This is a genomic window from Pseudomonas sp. 05N432, assembly GCF_056396945.1.
Genome location: NZ_JBFTMM010000013.1, coordinates 102,007 through 118,405 on the forward strand (window position 1 = coordinate 102,007; position 16,399 = coordinate 118,405).

Consider the following 16,399-nt stretch of genomic DNA (forward strand, 5'->3'; position numbering starts at 1 on the left):
TCACGAACCTTCAGTCATGAGCAGCCGTTCGACGTCGTGTGCATTGCGGCAGCGCAGCAATTGCCCGGGTGAAAGCGCCACCGAAAAGTCTTCCTGGAACCGCGCCGAAATGGCCTTCAAATGCTGGGGACGCAACCCCAGGCTGATGAAATCCACCGCGTCATTGACCCCGTCTTCCAACGGTCGGCCCAATACACTCAAGTAGAGGTCCAGCACCTTGTTTCTCTTGGTCGAGATGATCCTGGTGGCAGGCTCGGCCACTTCATTCGCCGGCATAGTGAGCAGGCTGCGGGCCCGCTGGCGATCAGGCTTGCCGTTTTGCGACAGCGGCAACTCATCCACGCTCAAGAACCGCGTGGGTACATGGGAGTGCGGCAGATGTTGGCGGGCGTAGTTGCGCAACTCGGTTGCCGTCAGCTCTGCGGCACCCTGCTGGCCGACATACAGCGCACCGATGCAGACCTCACCTTGACGCTGTTCGCCATAATCCACGACCAACACGTGCCTGACCGATGGGTGATTGATCAGTTCGATCTCGATATCCGGGAGCGACACCCGTACACCGCGAACTTTCACGTAGCCGTTGACCCGACTGTCGAAGATCAAGGTGCCATCGCGACGGTAACGACCACAGTCACCGGTGCGGAAAGCACGAACGGCCCGGCCATGTTCATCGTTGACGGTCACGAACTCGCTCTGTGTCAGCTCGCCGTTTTCCAGGTAGCCCAGTGCGAGATTGACCCCGGCCGTGTGAATTCGGCCGACAACGCCCGCCGGGCAATGCTCACCCTGTGAATCAAGGGTGAAGTAACGGTTACCGGGCAACGGCCTGCCGTAGGGGATCAGCGCTTGGTCATCAGCAGTGATTTCGTGCCAGATACTCCAGATGGTTGTCTCCGTCGGCCCCCCAAGGGAGATCAACCGGGAATCCGGCAGCAGCGCGCGCAGCTCGGCAATGACGGCGGGCTTGATGTAGTCCCCTCCCTGCGCAATCAGGCGCAGGCTCTTCAAGTCATGGGTGGCGCGGCAAGAAAGAAGCATCTCGAGGATGGCGGGCACCGAACACCACAACGTTACCTGATGCCGGGCAATCAACTGATTCCAGCGCACTGCATCCTTTTCCTCGCCCTGGCCAGGCTGTACCAGCGTCGCCCCCGCTGTCAGGCAGCCCAACACGTCGAAAACCGACATGTCATGGTGAAGCGGAGTTACGGACATGAACACATCGCGCTCGGTCACTGCCCAGCGCTCAAGGGTGCTGCCAATGACATTGGCGGTGGCTCGGTTGCTCAGCACCACGCATTTGGGCTTTCCGGTGGTACCCGAGGTATAGAGGTAATAGGCCGGCGCTTCGCTTGACGACAGGTCCTCCATCAGCGGTGGAACCAGGGCTTGTGCTGCCAGCAGCTCATCAGGTGTCGCACAAGGATGCTCGACAGACTCGCCCTGGGTGATCACCACCAGATCAGGTCGACAGTTTTCCAGCAGGAAAAGCCGTCGCTCCTCAGGTGCCGAAGCATCGATGGGGACCCAGATCAAGCCCGTCAGTGCACAGGCCAACGTTACCTTTGTGTGCTCCGGGCTGCGGGGCAGGCATATGGCAACCACATCGCGCCGAGAAAGCCCGCGCGCTTGCAACGCAGCAATCATCCGGCATACGCCGTCGCCAAGCTCGGCATAACTGATTTGCCGGTCGCCGCTGATGAGGGCGATTCTGGCGTTGCTACGATCAAAGATATTGCTCGCGATCTGCTCGAGAAACGCTGCGTGACACGCCTCGGTCACGGGGCTATTCAGCCGGTAGTGGCGCCTGTCGATAATCGCCGGGGCATCAATGGCAAACACACCGTTTGCCGTGATCTGACTGATCGCCCTTTCGAAGGCACTCAAGATATCGCTGACCACCGCCGGATCCAGTACTTCGCGCGCATAGTCGATGTCGAACACCAAGGTACCCTCGGCGTTGGCCGAGAAGCGGATATCCATTGCCACCTGTGGTGTCTGGGTCAGTCCGCCACACAGGCTCATGGGACTGTCCGTCGACAAGACCGGCCAGGAAAAACCGTTGGTGATCACAACGGGCAGGACGGGGCCTGGACCGTGGGATTCGAACAGCAACCGGGCAACGTCAACCCCTGAAAAGGCCAGATGCTGCAAACCTTCCAGCACATCGACTTGCAGCTGGGTAGCCCGCTGCGCAAAACCGTCTGGATCGGAGCTCCAGTTGACCGCGATAAAGCTTGAACGATTGGCAAAAGCGCCACTTGTTTGCGGAGCAACAGGCACCGCGACACACACGCCCCCCTCATCGACCCAGTGGGAAAGCACTTCCAGCACCAGCGCCATCAGGGCGGAATTCTTGAACAGCCGTTGCCGCGCGCCCAGTTTGCAGAACGCGCTGAACACCGCTTTGGGCACCAACAGGCTCTGTCGCTCATAGCGAGAAGCGCCCACCTGCTCCAGCGGGGTGATCCACGGCAAACGTGGAGCGCCGCTCACGCTGGCGAGTTTGGCTTTCCAATAAACGGCATCCGCCTTGCGTTGGTGGGCGAGGTCTTCTGGCTCGGGCATGACCTCGGTGAACGGTTCCTCGCCGACCACACCGTCGAACAGTTCAACCATGAGGGTTGCGATCGATCGCCCATCGAGAATCAATGCATCAAGGCGCACAAAAACCCTCAGATGACCTTCCGGGAGACAGAAGACCGTGACATCCCAGGGCGAGCGATCCAGTTCGAACAGCGCATGCGCATACGCCTCACGACGCTCCTCAACATAGCCAAGCGCATCGTCTGGCGACAGAGCCGTGAGGTCGACTTCCTGCAGGTTTATCTGCACCTCGTCACTGACAAACTGCACGAGTTTTTGCGCATCGATCCGTGTTCTCAGGCTTTCGTGGCGCCGGACCATCCCGGCCAAACGGCTTCGCAGCAGAGCAGGATCCAAAGAACCGCGGTACTCGCGAAACTCCTGCATGGCCACGCCGCCCAGCGGCATCTGCGGGCTGCGCCCAAGCAGATAGGCCTGCTGAAGAGCGGTCAGCGGCAGTGTGCGCTGAGAAAACGGTTGATCCAGGACCGCGGAGCAGACAGACGCCTCACGCACGATCGCCACGAAGCGATCGAACAGATCCGACACCCAGGCTTCTGGCAGAGCATCAAGGCGAATGTCCCAATTGATCAAGATGCCGCCGTCGGCGCATGCGATCTGCGCGTCGAGTGCAACCTGGGGCCCTTGGGAGATCACCCAGTTCATCGGCCCGAAGACACGCCGGACGCGCTCCGAGAGAAGATCGCCGCCCGGCATGTCCAGCGCTGCGGTAAACACCACCGGTGCCAGTTGTGGCGAACCATGATGGCGAGAAAGATCGCGCATCAGATTCACCCCGGGATAGGCGCTATGTTCGAGCAAGTCGAGCATTCTTTTCGCCATCTGCGTGCAAAGGGCTGCGGGGCTGCGGGCCGACTCGATATCCACATCGAGAATCAGCACGTTGGCAAAATCACCGACTACCCGTTCGACGTCATCTACCAGTGGCGGACGCCAGAACGAGGGCACGTTGAGGCGGAATTTCCGGTCCCCCGTCTGCGCCCCGAGTACCGCCGCGAAAAGCCCCATCATCAAGGTCGACAGGGTCATTCTTCGCTCACGGGCCAGACGCTGCAGCGCCTGGCGCTCATCAAGGCCAAGCCATGTGCTTAATCGATGGCTGCGGGCTTGATCAGGCTGATCCTCGAGAAACGGCAATGTGGGTGCAGGAGCGATTTCAGCCAGGCGCTCACGCCACCAAATGCGGTCTCGTTCCCGGGCGACTTTGAGCGAGGCATCGGTACGCGCCTTGTCGTACCAATCGAAGAAAGAAGGTGTGTGCGGGACCGGTCCGTCGGGGTCATCATAAAACCGTGCGAGGTCTTCGATTAACGTGCGAAAACCCGACGGGTCGATGGCGATCATGTCTGTATCGACGTGTAAGCGGAACTCATCGTCCGCCAGCAGGCTGACCGAGAAACGGACGCCCGGGCATTGGCCGAGATCAAGCTGCTGATGAGTCCATTCCTCGCGCTTGCAGAGCAGATGCCGCGCTACTTCCGGCTCGGTCATCGAGCGTAGATCTTCGACTTCCAGCTGCGGTGACTGGTCCATCGAAGCAATGGATTGCAGGCCATCCGCATTCAGCCGGACCCGCAGCATGGGGTGCAGCCGGCATACCCGTTCAAGCGCCGCGCGCAGCCGTTCCAGGTCAATGGAACGACCATCGAACTCGGCATAAAGATGAGCCGAAACTCTCCCTAAAGACGCATGAGCAGCGCGCCCGATCCAACAGGCGGCTTGCATTGAAGTTAACTCTCTCATGGCTCACTCATGTGATTGACAAATCTAAATGATTAGCGTCCCATAATAGAAACGATAATGATTATATTTCAAGACTTAATTTTTACCCTATAGGCCACGGAGGCTTCCCCCCAAATGAGATCGGGCACCCTAAGAGCAAATGACACGGATGAGGTGCAAGCCATTGATGAAAAAGAGAGTTTTTCATTTACCTCCGGCGATCGAGAACTAACGGTCGCCGGGATGCTTCAGCGAATCGAAACACCTGCCATTGGCGGCGATAACGCCAATAGCTTGTTCCAGAAAACCGTGCTGCAAGCCTTCGACCGGGCGCGCAAGGCCGGTCAGAGCAACCCGATAATCGTCGGCGCCATCCCCTTCGATCCTGCTGAAGCCTCTTGCCTCTATATTCCCGAACACGCCGAGTGGCGAGCACGAAGCGCCACCGTACAGACAGGCGTCGCAGCACTGCCTGAACTGATCGAGCAAAAAAACATACCGGACGAGCAAGGCTTCAAACGCGCGGTAGAGCACGCAATCGTCAACTTCCGCCACAGTGACGTGCGCAAGGCCGTGCTCTCGGTGCAACGTGAGTTGGTGTTTGCGCAGAATGTGGATGTGGCCGCCATGCAGAACAATCTGCGGGCCCAGAATCAAAGCGGTTATCACTTCCGTGTACCCATGCCGGACGGCGCTACGCTGATCGGCGTCAGCCCCGAACTGCTCGTTCACAAGGACGGTCTGAACTTCGTTTCCAACCCGCTGGCTGGCTCGGCCAAACGCATGACCGATCCACAAGCGGACCAGCGCAACGCAGATTGGCTATCAGCCTCGGAAAAGGATCACTACGAGCATCGCCTCGTGACCGAGGACATCGCCACTCAACTGGGGGAGCTGTGCACACAGCTGAGTGTGCCCCAGCGCCCTTCCCTCATCAGCACGCCTGCACTTTGGCATCTCTCCACGCGTATCGAAGGCACCTTGGCGGATCCGACCGTCTCGGCCTTGCAGCTTGCCTGTCGCCTGCATCCAACCCCGGCCGTCTGTGGCTTCCCCACCGAGCGCGCCCGGCGCCTGATCCGCTTCGTCGAACCCTTCGAGCGTGGTTTGTTCACCGGCATGGTTGGCTGGTGCGACGCCCAAGGCAATGGCGAGTGGGTGGTGACCATTCGCTGCGGCACCGTCAAGCGCAACAGGGTCCGCCTGTTCGCCGGCGCCGGCATCGTCGAAGCTTCGAGCCCCGACTCCGAATGGACAGAAGTCCAGACCAAACTCGGCACCATGCTGCGCGCATGCGGTTTGTCCCACTAATACGAACTTTTTCAGCAGTGACAATCATGACCATAGAATTCAATCACTGGCCCCTCGACAGAGCACAGCGCTATCGGGAAAAAGGCTACTGGATCGACCAACCACTCACACACATTCTCCAGGCACGCAGCCAGTCGCAACCTCACGCATCGGCGATCATTTGCGGTGATCGTCGTTTCAGCTATGCCGAGCTGGAGCAACTGTCGTCCAACCTGGCTTCGCGCCTGGCGGCCAGCGGACTTGGCAAAGGCGACACCGCCTTGGTGCAATTGCCCAATATTGCGGAGTTTTACATTGTCCTGTTCGCGCTGCTCAAGGCCGGGATTGCGCCCCTCAACGCGCTCTACAGCCATCGGAAACTCGAACTCAAGAGCTACGCCCAGCAAATCACGCCGAGGTTGCTGATCGGCTCTCGCGAACATGAAGTCTTTCGCGACGACAGCTACATCACAGACCTCAAGGAGGTGGGTTCCAGCCCCGAAATCACCCTGCTGCTGGGCGAACCGCGTGACGAAAACAACCTCGCCGCCTGGATCAAAACCCCAAGTGAGCACCCCGTGGACTTCTCCCCCAGCGAACCGGGCGAAGTGGCGCTATTCCAATTGTCGGGCGGCAGCACAGGCACCCCCAAACTCATCCCGCGCACCCATAACGACTATCACTACAACGCCCGGGCGAGTGCGCAAGTATGCGAGCTCACTGCACAAACACGCTTTCTCTGCGCCCTGCCTGCGGCGCACAACTTCTTGCTCAGCTCGCCCGGCGCCCTGGGCGTCCTGTACGCCGGCGGCACTGTCGTCATGGCTCCGAGCCCGGAGCCGTCGACGTGCTTTTCGATCATTCAGCGCCATGAAGTGAATACCGTGGCCCTGGTTCCAAGTGCAGTCGCCTTGTGGTTGCAGGCCGCGCCGGAGCACAAGGAGCAACTGCAATCGCTGGAACTCCTCCAGGTCGGTGGTGCCTGTTTCGCCGACTCGCTGGCACGCCAGGTTCCCGGAGTGCTCGGCTGCAAGTTGCAGCAGGTGTTCGGCATGGCCGAGGGCCTGATCAACTACACCCGCCTGAACGACCCTGACGAACAGATCTTCACCACCCAAGGCCGTCCGATCTGCCCGGATGACGAAATCAAAATCGTCGACGAACAAGGCATCCCCGTCCCGCACGGCGAGCCTGGCATGCTCGCCACTCGCGGCCCTTACACGTTCTGCGGGTATTACCGAAGCCCCGAGCAGAATGCCCAGGCGTTTGACCATGAGGGTTACTACTATTCCGGCGACCTCGTTGAACTCACACCGACAGGCGATTTGCGGGTCGTCGGCAGGGTCAAGGATCAGATCAACCGCGGTGGCGAAAAAGTCGCCTCGGAGGAAATCGAAAACCTCATCGTCCTCCACCCGGACGTGACCCACGCCGGCCTGGTGGCCATGCCCGACGACAGACTGGGGGAAAAGAGCTGCGCCTTCGTCGTCACCCGCAACCCCCATCTCAAACCGCCCGCCTTGAGACGCCACTTGATGGAACTCGGCATCGCCGAATACAAACTGCCCGATCGCATCCGGCTCATCGAGACCATGCCCCTGACGGCCGTCGGCAAGATCGACAAAAAGCAACTACGCCAACTCCTGGCGGCGGAAACCACCCGCGCCTGGCTACACACCCGCGTACTGCAACTTGTCGAGGACTGTGAAGACCTGGACCCGGAGGAAAACCTGATTTTCTACGGACTCGATTCCTTGCGGGTGATGAAGCTCGCTGCGGAGCTCAAAGAACGCGGCATCGCTGTGAGCTTCGAAGAGCTGGCGGCCTCGCCCACGCTCGCCAGTTGGTGGTCACTGGTGGACACGAAGCAAAAAGCCGCCTGACCGGGCGGCCTCTAAAAGGAGTTAGGAATGACTTTATCCACTGCCGACCAAAGCAGGCTCGAGCGCTTCTGGCAGCACTGCGTGACGAATCAGTACTTCAATATCGGGTACCCCGAATCAGCAGACTTCGATTACTCCCAGTTGCATCGTTTCCTGCGCTTTTCGATCAACAACTGCGGGGATTGGAACGAGTACAGCAACTACCTGTTGAACTCATTCGACTTTGAAAAGGACGTCATGACGTACTTCTCCGAGCTGTTCAACATCGCGCTCGAAGACAGCTGGGGCTACGTCACCAACGGGGGGACCGAAGGCAACATGTTTGGCTGCTACCTGGGTCGTGAACTGTTCCCGAACAGTACCCTGTACTACTCGAAAGACACCCATTACTCCGTTGCGAAGATCGTCAAGTTGCTACGGATCAAATGCCGTGCAGTCGAGTCACTGGCCAATGGCGAGATCGACTACGACGACCTGCTGGCAAAAATAACCGCCGACCAGGAACGCCACCCGATCATCTTCGCCAACATCGGCACCACCCTGCGCGGAGCCGTCGACAATATCGCCACCATTCAACAGCGTCTGCTGCAGGCGGGCATTGCCCGTCATGACTACTACCTGCACGCAGACGCAGCGCTGAGCGGGATGATCCTGCCCTTCGTCGATCACCCGCAGCCCTTCTCGTTCGCCGATGGCATCGACTCGATCTGCGTTTCCGGCCACAAGATGATCGGTTCGCCCATTCCTTGCGGAATCGTCGTGGCCAAACGCAAGGACGTTGCGCGCATCTCGGTGGAAGTGGACTACATCCTGGCCCATGACAAGACCATCAGCGGCTCGCGCAATGGCCATACACCCTTGATGATGTGGGCGGCGCTACGCAGCCACTCGTTCGCTGACTGGCGCCAGCGTATCCACCACTGCCTGGAAAAAGCCCAGTATGCGGTGGATCGATTCCAGGCTGCAGGTATTGGTGCCTGGCGCAACGAGAACTCCATCACCGTAGTGTTTCCTTGTCCGTCGCAGAGGATTGCGAAGAAATATTGCCTGGCGGTATCTGGCGATACAGCGCACTTGATAACGACACCCCATCATCACGACAACGTAATGATCGACGCATTGATCGATGAGGTCATTACCGAGCTTGAGACGGATGCCTGGCGATTCGGGGGCGCGCATGTCAAACAAGTAGGGAATGAGCGACGACCTTCAAACTCCGTCAGGGAGATCTGCCCCCGATTCGACGTCATCTGAAATTGGCTATTTTCAACACACCTTGAGACAAGCACCATGTCGCCACTTAAAACACCTGAAGCCTGCGAAAACCTCAATGATATTCGGGCAGGCATCGATTTTTATGATCGCCAGATCCTTGAGTCCTTGAAACTACGCCTGGGATATGTAAAAGCCGCTGCGCAATTCAAAGCCAATGAACGGGCTATCCCCGCTCCAGAGCGGGTCGCGGCGATGCTCGAAGACCGTCGCGAGTGGGCAGTCGCCGCCGGGTTCGAAGTGGCCTTCGTCGAGAAACTCTACAAGCACATTATTCATTGGAATATCCAACAGCAGATTCTGCACTGGCAAGCAACTTATTCCGACCGAAATACGGCCTAAGCCATTGATGAGCGTATGACCAGGGATACGGTGTAGACGATTCAGAGTTTGTGGTTCTAAAAGGGCGCCAGAGAGGGGCGCCCTGCACTTTCAATGTTGCGTTCGCTGGCCGGCTTGTGACCGCGCCATCAAGGCAGCACCGGGATCCGGACAGACTCCGACAGCAGTGAGTAAACCCTACCGAAATTTATTTTAAATAATCCTAAAGTTTTTCCAGGCTTGGTCGATAATGAGGCGGGTATTTAGCATTAGACGTTAAGGAAAACGATGGCAATGGTCTTTTGTCGTGCGTGCGCCAAGGAAATTCACGAGACGGCCCCAACGTGCCCCCAATGCGGCGCGAGCCAACACGTTGCTATCGCTGCAACGAGTGACGTTGGTTCGCCGTGGCTGGCCATCCTCTCGTTAATATTGGGCATCCTCTGCGTACTCAGCCTGCTTGATGACTCTGAATGGGATAGAGATACCCTCATTGGACTGGGAGCTCTCTCCGTCACAGGTCTCATTTGCGGCATCATCAGCATTAACCAAAAAAAATCCGGAAATAACCTGGCGATCGCCGGTGTCGTCTTATCGGCCATTGCGACGTTTATTTTTGTTGGACTGTCGTTTGATTAATTTTAGGGAAAAAATATGAGCATGGTTTTTTGTCGTGGTTGCGCCAAGGAAATTCACAGCACTGCTACGACCTGCCCACAATGTGGCGCACCTCAGGCGTTCCAGCCAACACGTGCAGCGTCAAACGCTGTACCAGAAACCGGCAATCCGTACCTTGAAGTGCTCAAGAAATATGCCGAGTTTAAAGGCCGCGCCAGCCGCCGCGAATACTGGATGTTTATTCTGATCAACCTCGGGATCTCTTTAGGGCTTATCGTTATTGAGGCCTTGCTGGGTGGCAAAGGGTACATTTACAACCTTTATAGCCTTGCCGTGTTTCTGCCTGGTCTGGCGGCAGCTGTTCGCCGGATGCACGACACTAACCGCAGTGGCTGGTGGATCTTGCTGCCTATCGTGAACATTGTCTTCATGGTCCAGGACAGCCAGCCTGGCGACAACCGTTTCGGGCCGAACCCAAAAGGGATCAACTGAACCTGGTTCACAAGACGCTTATCGAGACGGCCGCAATGGCCGTCTCTTTGCTTATACCAGTTGACCCGCCTGACAATCCGTCCGATCTTTGCACTCCCCGCAACACTGAATTGCGTTTGAGCCAATTGATAGCCACCTAACAAAAACCCCATGCTAGAGGGCTTACTTCGCGCTTATATCATTCCGAATGATAGTTACCTTTGCCTCATTCGATTCGTTTGATACAGCCCCGCCAAGCATTATCCGCCCATCTCAATACAGTGGCGGATGCATCCATGGAACAGTCATTCAAACATTTGCGCTTCCCCTTGGCCGTTTTGGCCTTGATGGTGATGAGCGCTTGCGGCAAGACCCCGGGCACCGCTGCCGCCATGCCTGCGGCCAAAGTCAGCGTGGCCAAGGTGCTGGAACAACCGGTCAACGAATGGGACGATTTCACCGGCCGCCTCGAAGCACCGGAAACCGTCGAGATTCGTCCTCGAGTGTCAGGCCAGATCGACGAAGTCGCATTCACCGAAGGCGCCCTTGTGAAAAAGGGCGATTTGCTGTTCCAGATCGACCCTCGCCCGTTCCAGGCCGAAGTCCGCCGTCTTGAAGCCCTGGTTGCCCAGGGCCGAGCCAATGCTACCCGCAGCGAAAATGAAGCCCAACGCGGTGAACGCCTGCGCGCCAGCAATGCGATTTCTGCAGAATTGGCCGACTCGCGCAGCAGCGCCGCCCAAGAAGCCCGAGCCGCTGTCGGCGCCCTCCAGGCGCAATTGGACCTGGCCAAACTGAACCTCAGTTTCACCCGCGTCACCGCACCGATCAGCGGCCGCGTCAGCCGTGCGGAAATCACCGCCGGCAACCTGGTCACCGCGGATGTCACTCCGCTGACCAGTGTGGTCTCCACTGACAAGATTTACGCCTACTTCGACGCCGATGAGCGTGTGTACCTCAAGTACACCCAGCTCGCCCGCCAGGGCCAACGCGGTCAAACCACACCGGTTTACCTTGGCCTGTCCAATGAAGAAGGCAACCCACACCTGGGCCAGATGAACTTCGTCGACAACCAGGTCAACCCGAAAACCGGCACCATCCGTGGTCGTGCCGTATTTGACAACAGCAAGGGCGAATACACCCCCGGCCTCTACGCTCGCCTGAAACTGGTGGGCAGCGGGACCTATTCCGCCGTGCTGATCAACGACGAAGCCGTCGGCACCGACCTGGGTAAAAAGTTTGTACTGGTGATGGACGCCGACAACAAGTCGGCTTATCGCGCCGTCGAACTGGGCCCGAAGATCGAAGGTTTGCGCATTGTGCGCAGCGGCCTGAACAAGGACGACACGATCATCGTCAAGGGCTTGCAACGGGTACGTCCGGGTTCCCCGGTGACACCTGAAGTGATCCCGATGGCCAGCCAGGAAACCCTCGCGGCCCTCGCTCAACAACGCCAAGCGCTTGAAGCCAGCAACCTGCCCCAAGTCGCACCTGCCAAGGTTGCGCCGGGTACGGCTGTGAAACTCGCCGCTGCGACTCCACGCGGTTAAGGGACGACAACTCCGATGAATTTTTCCCAATTCTTCATTTCACGGCCGATCTTCGCAGCGGTGCTCTCGCTGCTGATCCTGATCGCCGGCAGCATCTCGCTGTTCCAGCTACCGATCAGCGAATACCCGGAAGTCGTGCCACCGACCGTGGTGGTTCGCGCCAACTTCCCGGGTGCCAACCCTAAAGTCATCGGTGAAACCGTGGCCGCTCCGCTGGAGCAAGCCATCACCGGCGTCGAGAACATGCTGTACATGTCCTCGCAGTCCACCGCTGACGGCAAGATCACCCTGACCATCACCTTTGCGCTGGGCACCGACCTGGACAACGCTCAGGTACAGGTACAGAACCGCGTCACCCGCTCCGAGCCCAAGCTGCCCGCAGAAGTGACCCGGATCGGTATCACGGTGGACAAGGCCTCGCCCGACCTGACCATGGTTGTGCACTTGACCTCGCCGGACAAGCGCTACGACATGCTCTACCTGTCCAACTACGCCCTGCTCAACATCAAGGATGAGCTGGCGCGGCTGGGCGGCGTCGGTGACGTGCAACTGTTCGGCATGGGCGACTACTCGCTGCGGGTCTGGCTCGATCCGAACAAGACCGCTTCGCGCAACCTGACCGCGACCGATGTGGTCAACGCGATTCGCGAACAGAACCGTCAGGTCGCCGCCGGTGCCCTGGGTGCGCCGCCTGCGCCGAACGCCACCGCGTTCCAGCTCTCGGTCAACACCCAAGGTCGCCTGGTCTCCGAGGAAGAGTTCGAGAACATCATTATTCGCTCTGGCGAAAACGGTGAAATCACTCGCCTCAAGGACATTGCTCGCGTCGAACTCGGTTCCAGTCAGTACGCCTTGCGCTCCCTGCTGAATAACCAGCCGGCTGTGGCCATCCCAATCTTCCAGCGTCCGGGTTCCAACGCTATCGAGATCTCCAACGAAGTGCGTGCCAAAATGGCCGAGCTGAAGAAGAGCTTCCCCGAAGGCATGGACTTCAGCATCGTGTATGACCCGACGATTTTCGTTCGCGGTTCCATCGAAGCGGTGGTGCACACGTTGTTCGAAGCACTGATTCTGGTGGTGCTGGTGGTGATCCTGTTCCTGCAAACCTGGCGCGCCTCGATCATTCCGTTGGTGGCAGTCCCGGTATCGCTGATCGGTACGTTCGCCGTGATGCACCTGTTCGGCTTCTCGCTGAACGCGTTGTCATTGTTCGGATTGGTATTGGCCATCGGTATCGTGGTCGACGATGCGATTGTGGTGGTGGAAAACGTCGAACGGAATATCGGCCTCGGGCTGACACCGGTCGAAGCGACCAAGCGCGCCATGCGTGAAGTAACCGGACCGATCATCGCCACCGCGCTGGTGCTGTGTGCCGTGTTTATCCCGGCGGCCTTCATCTCCGGGTTGACCGGGCAGTTCTACAAGCAGTTCGCCTTGACCATTGCGATCTCCACGGTGATCTCGGCCTTCAACTCGCTGACCCTGTCGCCAGCGTTGGCGGCCGTATTGCTCAAGAGCCATGACGCCCCGAAGGACCGCTTCTCGAAAGTCCTCGACGGGATCTTCGGTGGCTGGCTGTTCCGCCCGTTCAACCGTTTCTTTGATCGTGCCAGCCATGGTTATGTCGGCACTGTAGGTCGTGTGATCCGCAGCAGCGGTATCGCCCTGCTGCTGTACGCCGGCCTGATGGCGCTGACGTTCCTCGGTTTCTCGAACACGCCAACCGGTTTCGTGCCGGGCCAGGACAAGCAATACCTGGTGGCCTTCGCCCAACTGCCGGACGCAGCGAGCCTGGACCGCACCGAAGATGTGATCAAGCGCATGTCCGACCTGGCCCTTAAACAGCCTGGCGTGGAAAGCGCGGTGGCCTTCCCTGGCCTGTCGATCAACGGCTTCACCAACAGCCCTAACGCCGGCATCGTGTTCGTCACCCTGAAACCGTTCGACCAACGCAAAGACCCAAGCCAATCGGCTGGTGCCATTGCCGGTGCCTTGAACGGCCAGTACGCCGGGATTCAGGAAGCCTACATGGCGATCTTCCCGCCGCCGCCGGTACAAGGCCTGGGCACCATCGGTGGTTTCCGCCTGCAGATCGAAGACCGGGGCAACCTGGGGTATGACGAGCTGTACAAAGAAACCATGAACATTATTGCCAAGAGCCGCAGCGTGCCGGAACTGGCCGGGCTGTTCACCAGCTACACCGTGAACGTGCCACAGGTCGATGCCGCCATCGACCGTGAAAAAGCCAAGACCCACGGCGTGGCCGTCAGCGACATCTTCGATACCCTGCAGATCTACCTGGGCTCGTTGTATGCCAACGACTTCAACCGCTTCGGTCGCACCTATCAGGTCAACGTTCAGGCCGAGCAGCAGTTCCGCCTCGAACCGGATCAGATCGGCCAGCTGAAAGTGCGTAATAACAAAGGCGAGATGATCCCGCTGGCGACCTTCATCAAGGTCAGCGACACCTCGGGGCCGGACCGCGTGATGCACTACAACGGCTTTATCACCGCTGAAATCAACGGTGCCGCAGCCCCTGGCTACAGCTCCGGCCAAGCGCAACAGGCCATCGAAAAACTGCTCAAGGACGAACTGCCTAACGGCATGACCTACGAGTGGACCGACCTGACCTACCAGCAGATTCTGTCTGGCAACACCGCGCTGTTCGTGTTCCCGCTCTGCGTACTGCTGGCGTTCCTGGTATTGGCGGCGCAGTACGAGAGCTGGAGCCTGCCACTGGCGGTGATCCTGATCGTCCCGATGACCCTGCTGTCGGCGATTACCGGGGTGATTCTCTCCGGTGGCGATAACAACATCTTCACCCAGATCGGCTTGATAGTACTCGTGGGACTGGCCTGCAAGAACGCGATCCTGATCGTCGAGTTCGCCAAGGACAAGCAAGAGGAAGGCCTGGACCCGCTCAGCGCGGTACTGGAAGCCTGCCGTCTGCGTCTGCGGCCGATCCTGATGACCTCTTTCGCCTTCATCATGGGCGTGGTGCCTCTGGTGTTCTCCAGCGGTGCCGGTGCAGAAATGCGTCACGCCATGGGTGTGGCGGTGTTCTCCGGGATGCTCGGGGTGACCTTCTTCGGTCTGTTGCTGACGCCGGTGTTCTACGTATTGATCCGTCGTTTTGTGGAGCGCAGCGATGCCCGCAAAGCGGCCAAGGCCCTGAAACTGGAGGCGCAACAATGAGCCTGAAAGCCTTCCTGCCGAGCTTGCTGGTACTGGCCCTGAGCGCCTGTGCCGTCGGCCCGGACTACAAGACCCCGGCAACGGAGGCGGCCAACATCACGGCCGCCACCGACGGCGCCAACGGCCAGAAGAACTTCGACCGCGCACGCTTTGAAGGTGTCTGGTGGCAGCAGTTCGACGATCCAATCCTCAATCAATTGGTGACCCAGTCGTTGCAGGGCAACCGTGATCTGCGAGTGGCGTATGCCCGCTTGAAGGCGTCTCGTGCGTTTCGCGATGACGCAGTCACCCAGACCACACCCAACGTCACCAGCCGCGCCAGCAGCGATTTGGCCAAGGGCCAGATTCCCGGCCAGACCACTCAGCGCGTCAACAGCGAGCGCTATGACCTGGGCCTGGACATGGCCTGGGAAGTCGACCTGTTCGGGCGCATCCAGCGCAACCTGGAAGCCGCTGATGCCGATCAGCAAGTGGCCGAAGCCGACCTGCACCAACTGCAAGTCAGCATGATTGCCGAACTGGTGGACGCTTACGGTCAACTGCGCGGTGCGCAACTGCGGGAAAAAATCGCGCTGGCCAACCTGCAGAACCAGCAAGAGTCGAGCAAGATCACCGTGAGCCTGCGTGATGCCGGTGTCGGCGATCAGCTCGATGTGGTTCGCGCCGATGCCCGCCTCGCCTCCGTCGAAGCCAGCGTGCCACAGCTGCAAGAGGTACAGGTACGCCAACGCAACCGCATCGCCACCCTGCTGGGTGAGCGGCCAGACAAACTGACCGTCGACCTCAGCCCGGCCAACTTGCCGGCGATTGCCAAGGCCTTGCCGATTGGTGATCCGGGTGAGCTGCTGCAACGCCGTCCGGATATCCGCAGTGCCGAGCGTAAACTGGCTGCCGCCACTGCGCGAATCGGTGTGGCCAAGGCCGATCTGTTCCCACGGGTCAGCCTCAGTGGCTTCCTCGGCTTCACCGCCGGGCGCGGCTCGCAGATCGGCTCCTCGGCAGCCAGCGCCTGGGCGCTCAGCCCAAGCATTACCTGGGCCGCTTTCGACCTGGGCAGCGTGCGCGCTCGCTTGCGGGCAGCCGATGCTAACGCCGAAGGCGCCCTGGCGACCTACGAGCAGCAAGTGTTGTTAGCGCTGGAAGAATCGGAGAACGCCTTCTCCGATTACGGTAAACGCCAGCAACGCCTGATCTCGCTGATTCGCCAAAGCGAATCGAGCCGCGCTGCCGCCGACCTCGCGCAAATTCGCTACCGCGAAGGCACCGTGGATTTCCTGGTGCTGCTCGACGCGCAACGTGAGCGCCTGGCCGCCGAGGACTCCCAGGCCCAGGCCGAGGTTGATCTTTACCGTGGCATCGTCGCCATCTACAAGGCCCTCGGCGGTGGCTGGCAACCCGAGACAGTCGCCAGCAGGTAACCCCTTTCAAGAGCTCCTTTGGTTGGCCGCAACCAACCAATTTCTTTGC

Annotated in this window: 10 protein-coding genes; 9 read left to right on the forward strand and 1 reads right to left on the reverse strand. The window is 59.2% G+C overall.

The genetic code is table 11. From position 1 onward, the window contains the following. Window positions 1–4,335 carry an amino acid adenylation domain-containing protein gene (locus AC1DHT_RS15495; protein ID WP_477761395.1) on the reverse strand — a complete coding sequence of 1,445 codons (4,335 nt, stop codon included), beginning with the start codon at window positions 4,333–4,335 and terminating at the stop codon, window positions 1–3. A gap of 132 nt (window positions 4,336–4,467) precedes the next feature. Here AC1DHT_RS15495 and AC1DHT_RS15500 point away from each other — a divergent pair, with 132 nt between their 5' ends. The 9 genes from AC1DHT_RS15500 to AC1DHT_RS15540 all read left to right on the forward strand — a co-directional run bounded on the left by AC1DHT_RS15500 (window position 4,468) and on the right by AC1DHT_RS15540 (window position 16,350). Continuing rightward, the gene (locus tag AC1DHT_RS15500; protein WP_427537338.1) at window positions 4,468–5,643 is read left to right on the forward strand and encodes an isochorismate synthase; all 1,176 of its coding nucleotides are present in this window, start codon (window positions 4,468–4,470) and stop codon (window positions 5,641–5,643) included. Between the two features lie 26 nt (window positions 5,644–5,669). After that, entirely contained in the window at window positions 5,670–7,505 is a 1,836-nt protein-coding gene (locus AC1DHT_RS15505; RefSeq protein WP_427537341.1) for a (2,3-dihydroxybenzoyl)adenylate synthase, read from the forward strand. Between the two features lie 27 nt (window positions 7,506–7,532). Then, the gene (locus AC1DHT_RS15510; RefSeq protein ID WP_427537344.1) at window positions 7,533–8,759 is read left to right on the forward strand and encodes a histidine decarboxylase; all 1,227 of its coding nucleotides are present in this window, start codon (window positions 7,533–7,535) and stop codon (window positions 8,757–8,759) included. Window positions 8,760–8,795: 36 nt separating this feature from the next. Beyond that, a complete protein-coding gene (locus AC1DHT_RS15515) occupies window positions 8,796–9,119 on the forward strand; it encodes an isochorismate lyase (RefSeq protein WP_427537347.1) in 324 nt (107 codons plus the stop codon). A 267-nt stretch (window positions 9,120–9,386) separates the two neighbouring features. Next, window positions 9,387–9,737 carry a DUF4190 domain-containing protein gene (locus AC1DHT_RS15520; protein WP_427537350.1) on the forward strand — a complete coding sequence of 117 codons (351 nt, stop codon included), beginning with the start codon at window positions 9,387–9,389 and terminating at the stop codon, window positions 9,735–9,737. A 15-nt stretch (window positions 9,738–9,752) separates the two neighbouring features. Further along, window positions 9,753–10,208, forward strand: a complete 456-nt coding sequence (locus AC1DHT_RS15525; RefSeq protein ID WP_427537353.1) for a DUF805 domain-containing protein — start codon at window positions 9,753–9,755, stop codon at window positions 10,206–10,208. 275 nt (window positions 10,209–10,483) lie between these two features. Then, a complete protein-coding gene (gene mexE / locus AC1DHT_RS15530) occupies window positions 10,484–11,737 on the forward strand; it encodes a multidrug efflux RND transporter periplasmic adaptor subunit MexE (protein ID WP_427537356.1) in 1,254 nt (417 codons plus the stop codon). A gap of 15 nt (window positions 11,738–11,752) precedes the next feature. Further along, window positions 11,753–14,932 carry an efflux RND transporter permease subunit gene (locus tag AC1DHT_RS15535; protein ID WP_427528762.1) on the forward strand — a complete coding sequence of 1,060 codons (3,180 nt, stop codon included), beginning with the start codon at window positions 11,753–11,755 and terminating at the stop codon, window positions 14,930–14,932. Next, the gene (locus AC1DHT_RS15540) at window positions 14,929–16,350 is read left to right on the forward strand and encodes an efflux transporter outer membrane subunit (RefSeq protein ID WP_427537359.1); all 1,422 of its coding nucleotides are present in this window, start codon (window positions 14,929–14,931) and stop codon (window positions 16,348–16,350) included. Before AC1DHT_RS15535 ends, AC1DHT_RS15540 begins: the two co-directional genes overlap by 4 nt. Window positions 16,351–16,399: the final 49 nt, after the last annotated feature.

Bases quoted from the DNA above. Each gene is read 5' to 3' on its own strand.
- AC1DHT_RS15495 (WP_477761395.1), bottom strand. From the start codon at position 4,335: ATGCAAGCCGCCTGTTGGATCGGGCGCGCTGCTCATGCGTCTTTAGGG.
- AC1DHT_RS15500 (WP_427537338.1), top strand. From the start codon at position 4,468: ATGAGATCGGGCACCCTAAGAGCAAATGACACGGATGAGGTGCAAGCC.
- AC1DHT_RS15505 (WP_427537341.1), top strand. From the start codon at position 5,670: ATGACCATAGAATTCAATCACTGGCCCCTCGACAGAGCACAGCGCTAT.
- AC1DHT_RS15510 (WP_427537344.1), top strand. From the start codon at position 7,533: ATGACTTTATCCACTGCCGACCAAAGCAGGCTCGAGCGCTTCTGGCAG.
- AC1DHT_RS15515 (WP_427537347.1), top strand. From the start codon at position 8,796: ATGTCGCCACTTAAAACACCTGAAGCCTGCGAAAACCTCAATGATATT.
- AC1DHT_RS15520 (WP_427537350.1), top strand. From the start codon at position 9,387: ATGGCAATGGTCTTTTGTCGTGCGTGCGCCAAGGAAATTCACGAGACG.
- AC1DHT_RS15525 (WP_427537353.1), top strand. From the start codon at position 9,753: ATGAGCATGGTTTTTTGTCGTGGTTGCGCCAAGGAAATTCACAGCACT.
- mexE (WP_427537356.1), top strand. From the start codon at position 10,484: ATGGAACAGTCATTCAAACATTTGCGCTTCCCCTTGGCCGTTTTGGCC.
- AC1DHT_RS15535 (WP_427528762.1), top strand. From the start codon at position 11,753: ATGAATTTTTCCCAATTCTTCATTTCACGGCCGATCTTCGCAGCGGTG.
- AC1DHT_RS15540 (WP_427537359.1), top strand. From the start codon at position 14,929: ATGAGCCTGAAAGCCTTCCTGCCGAGCTTGCTGGTACTGGCCCTGAGC.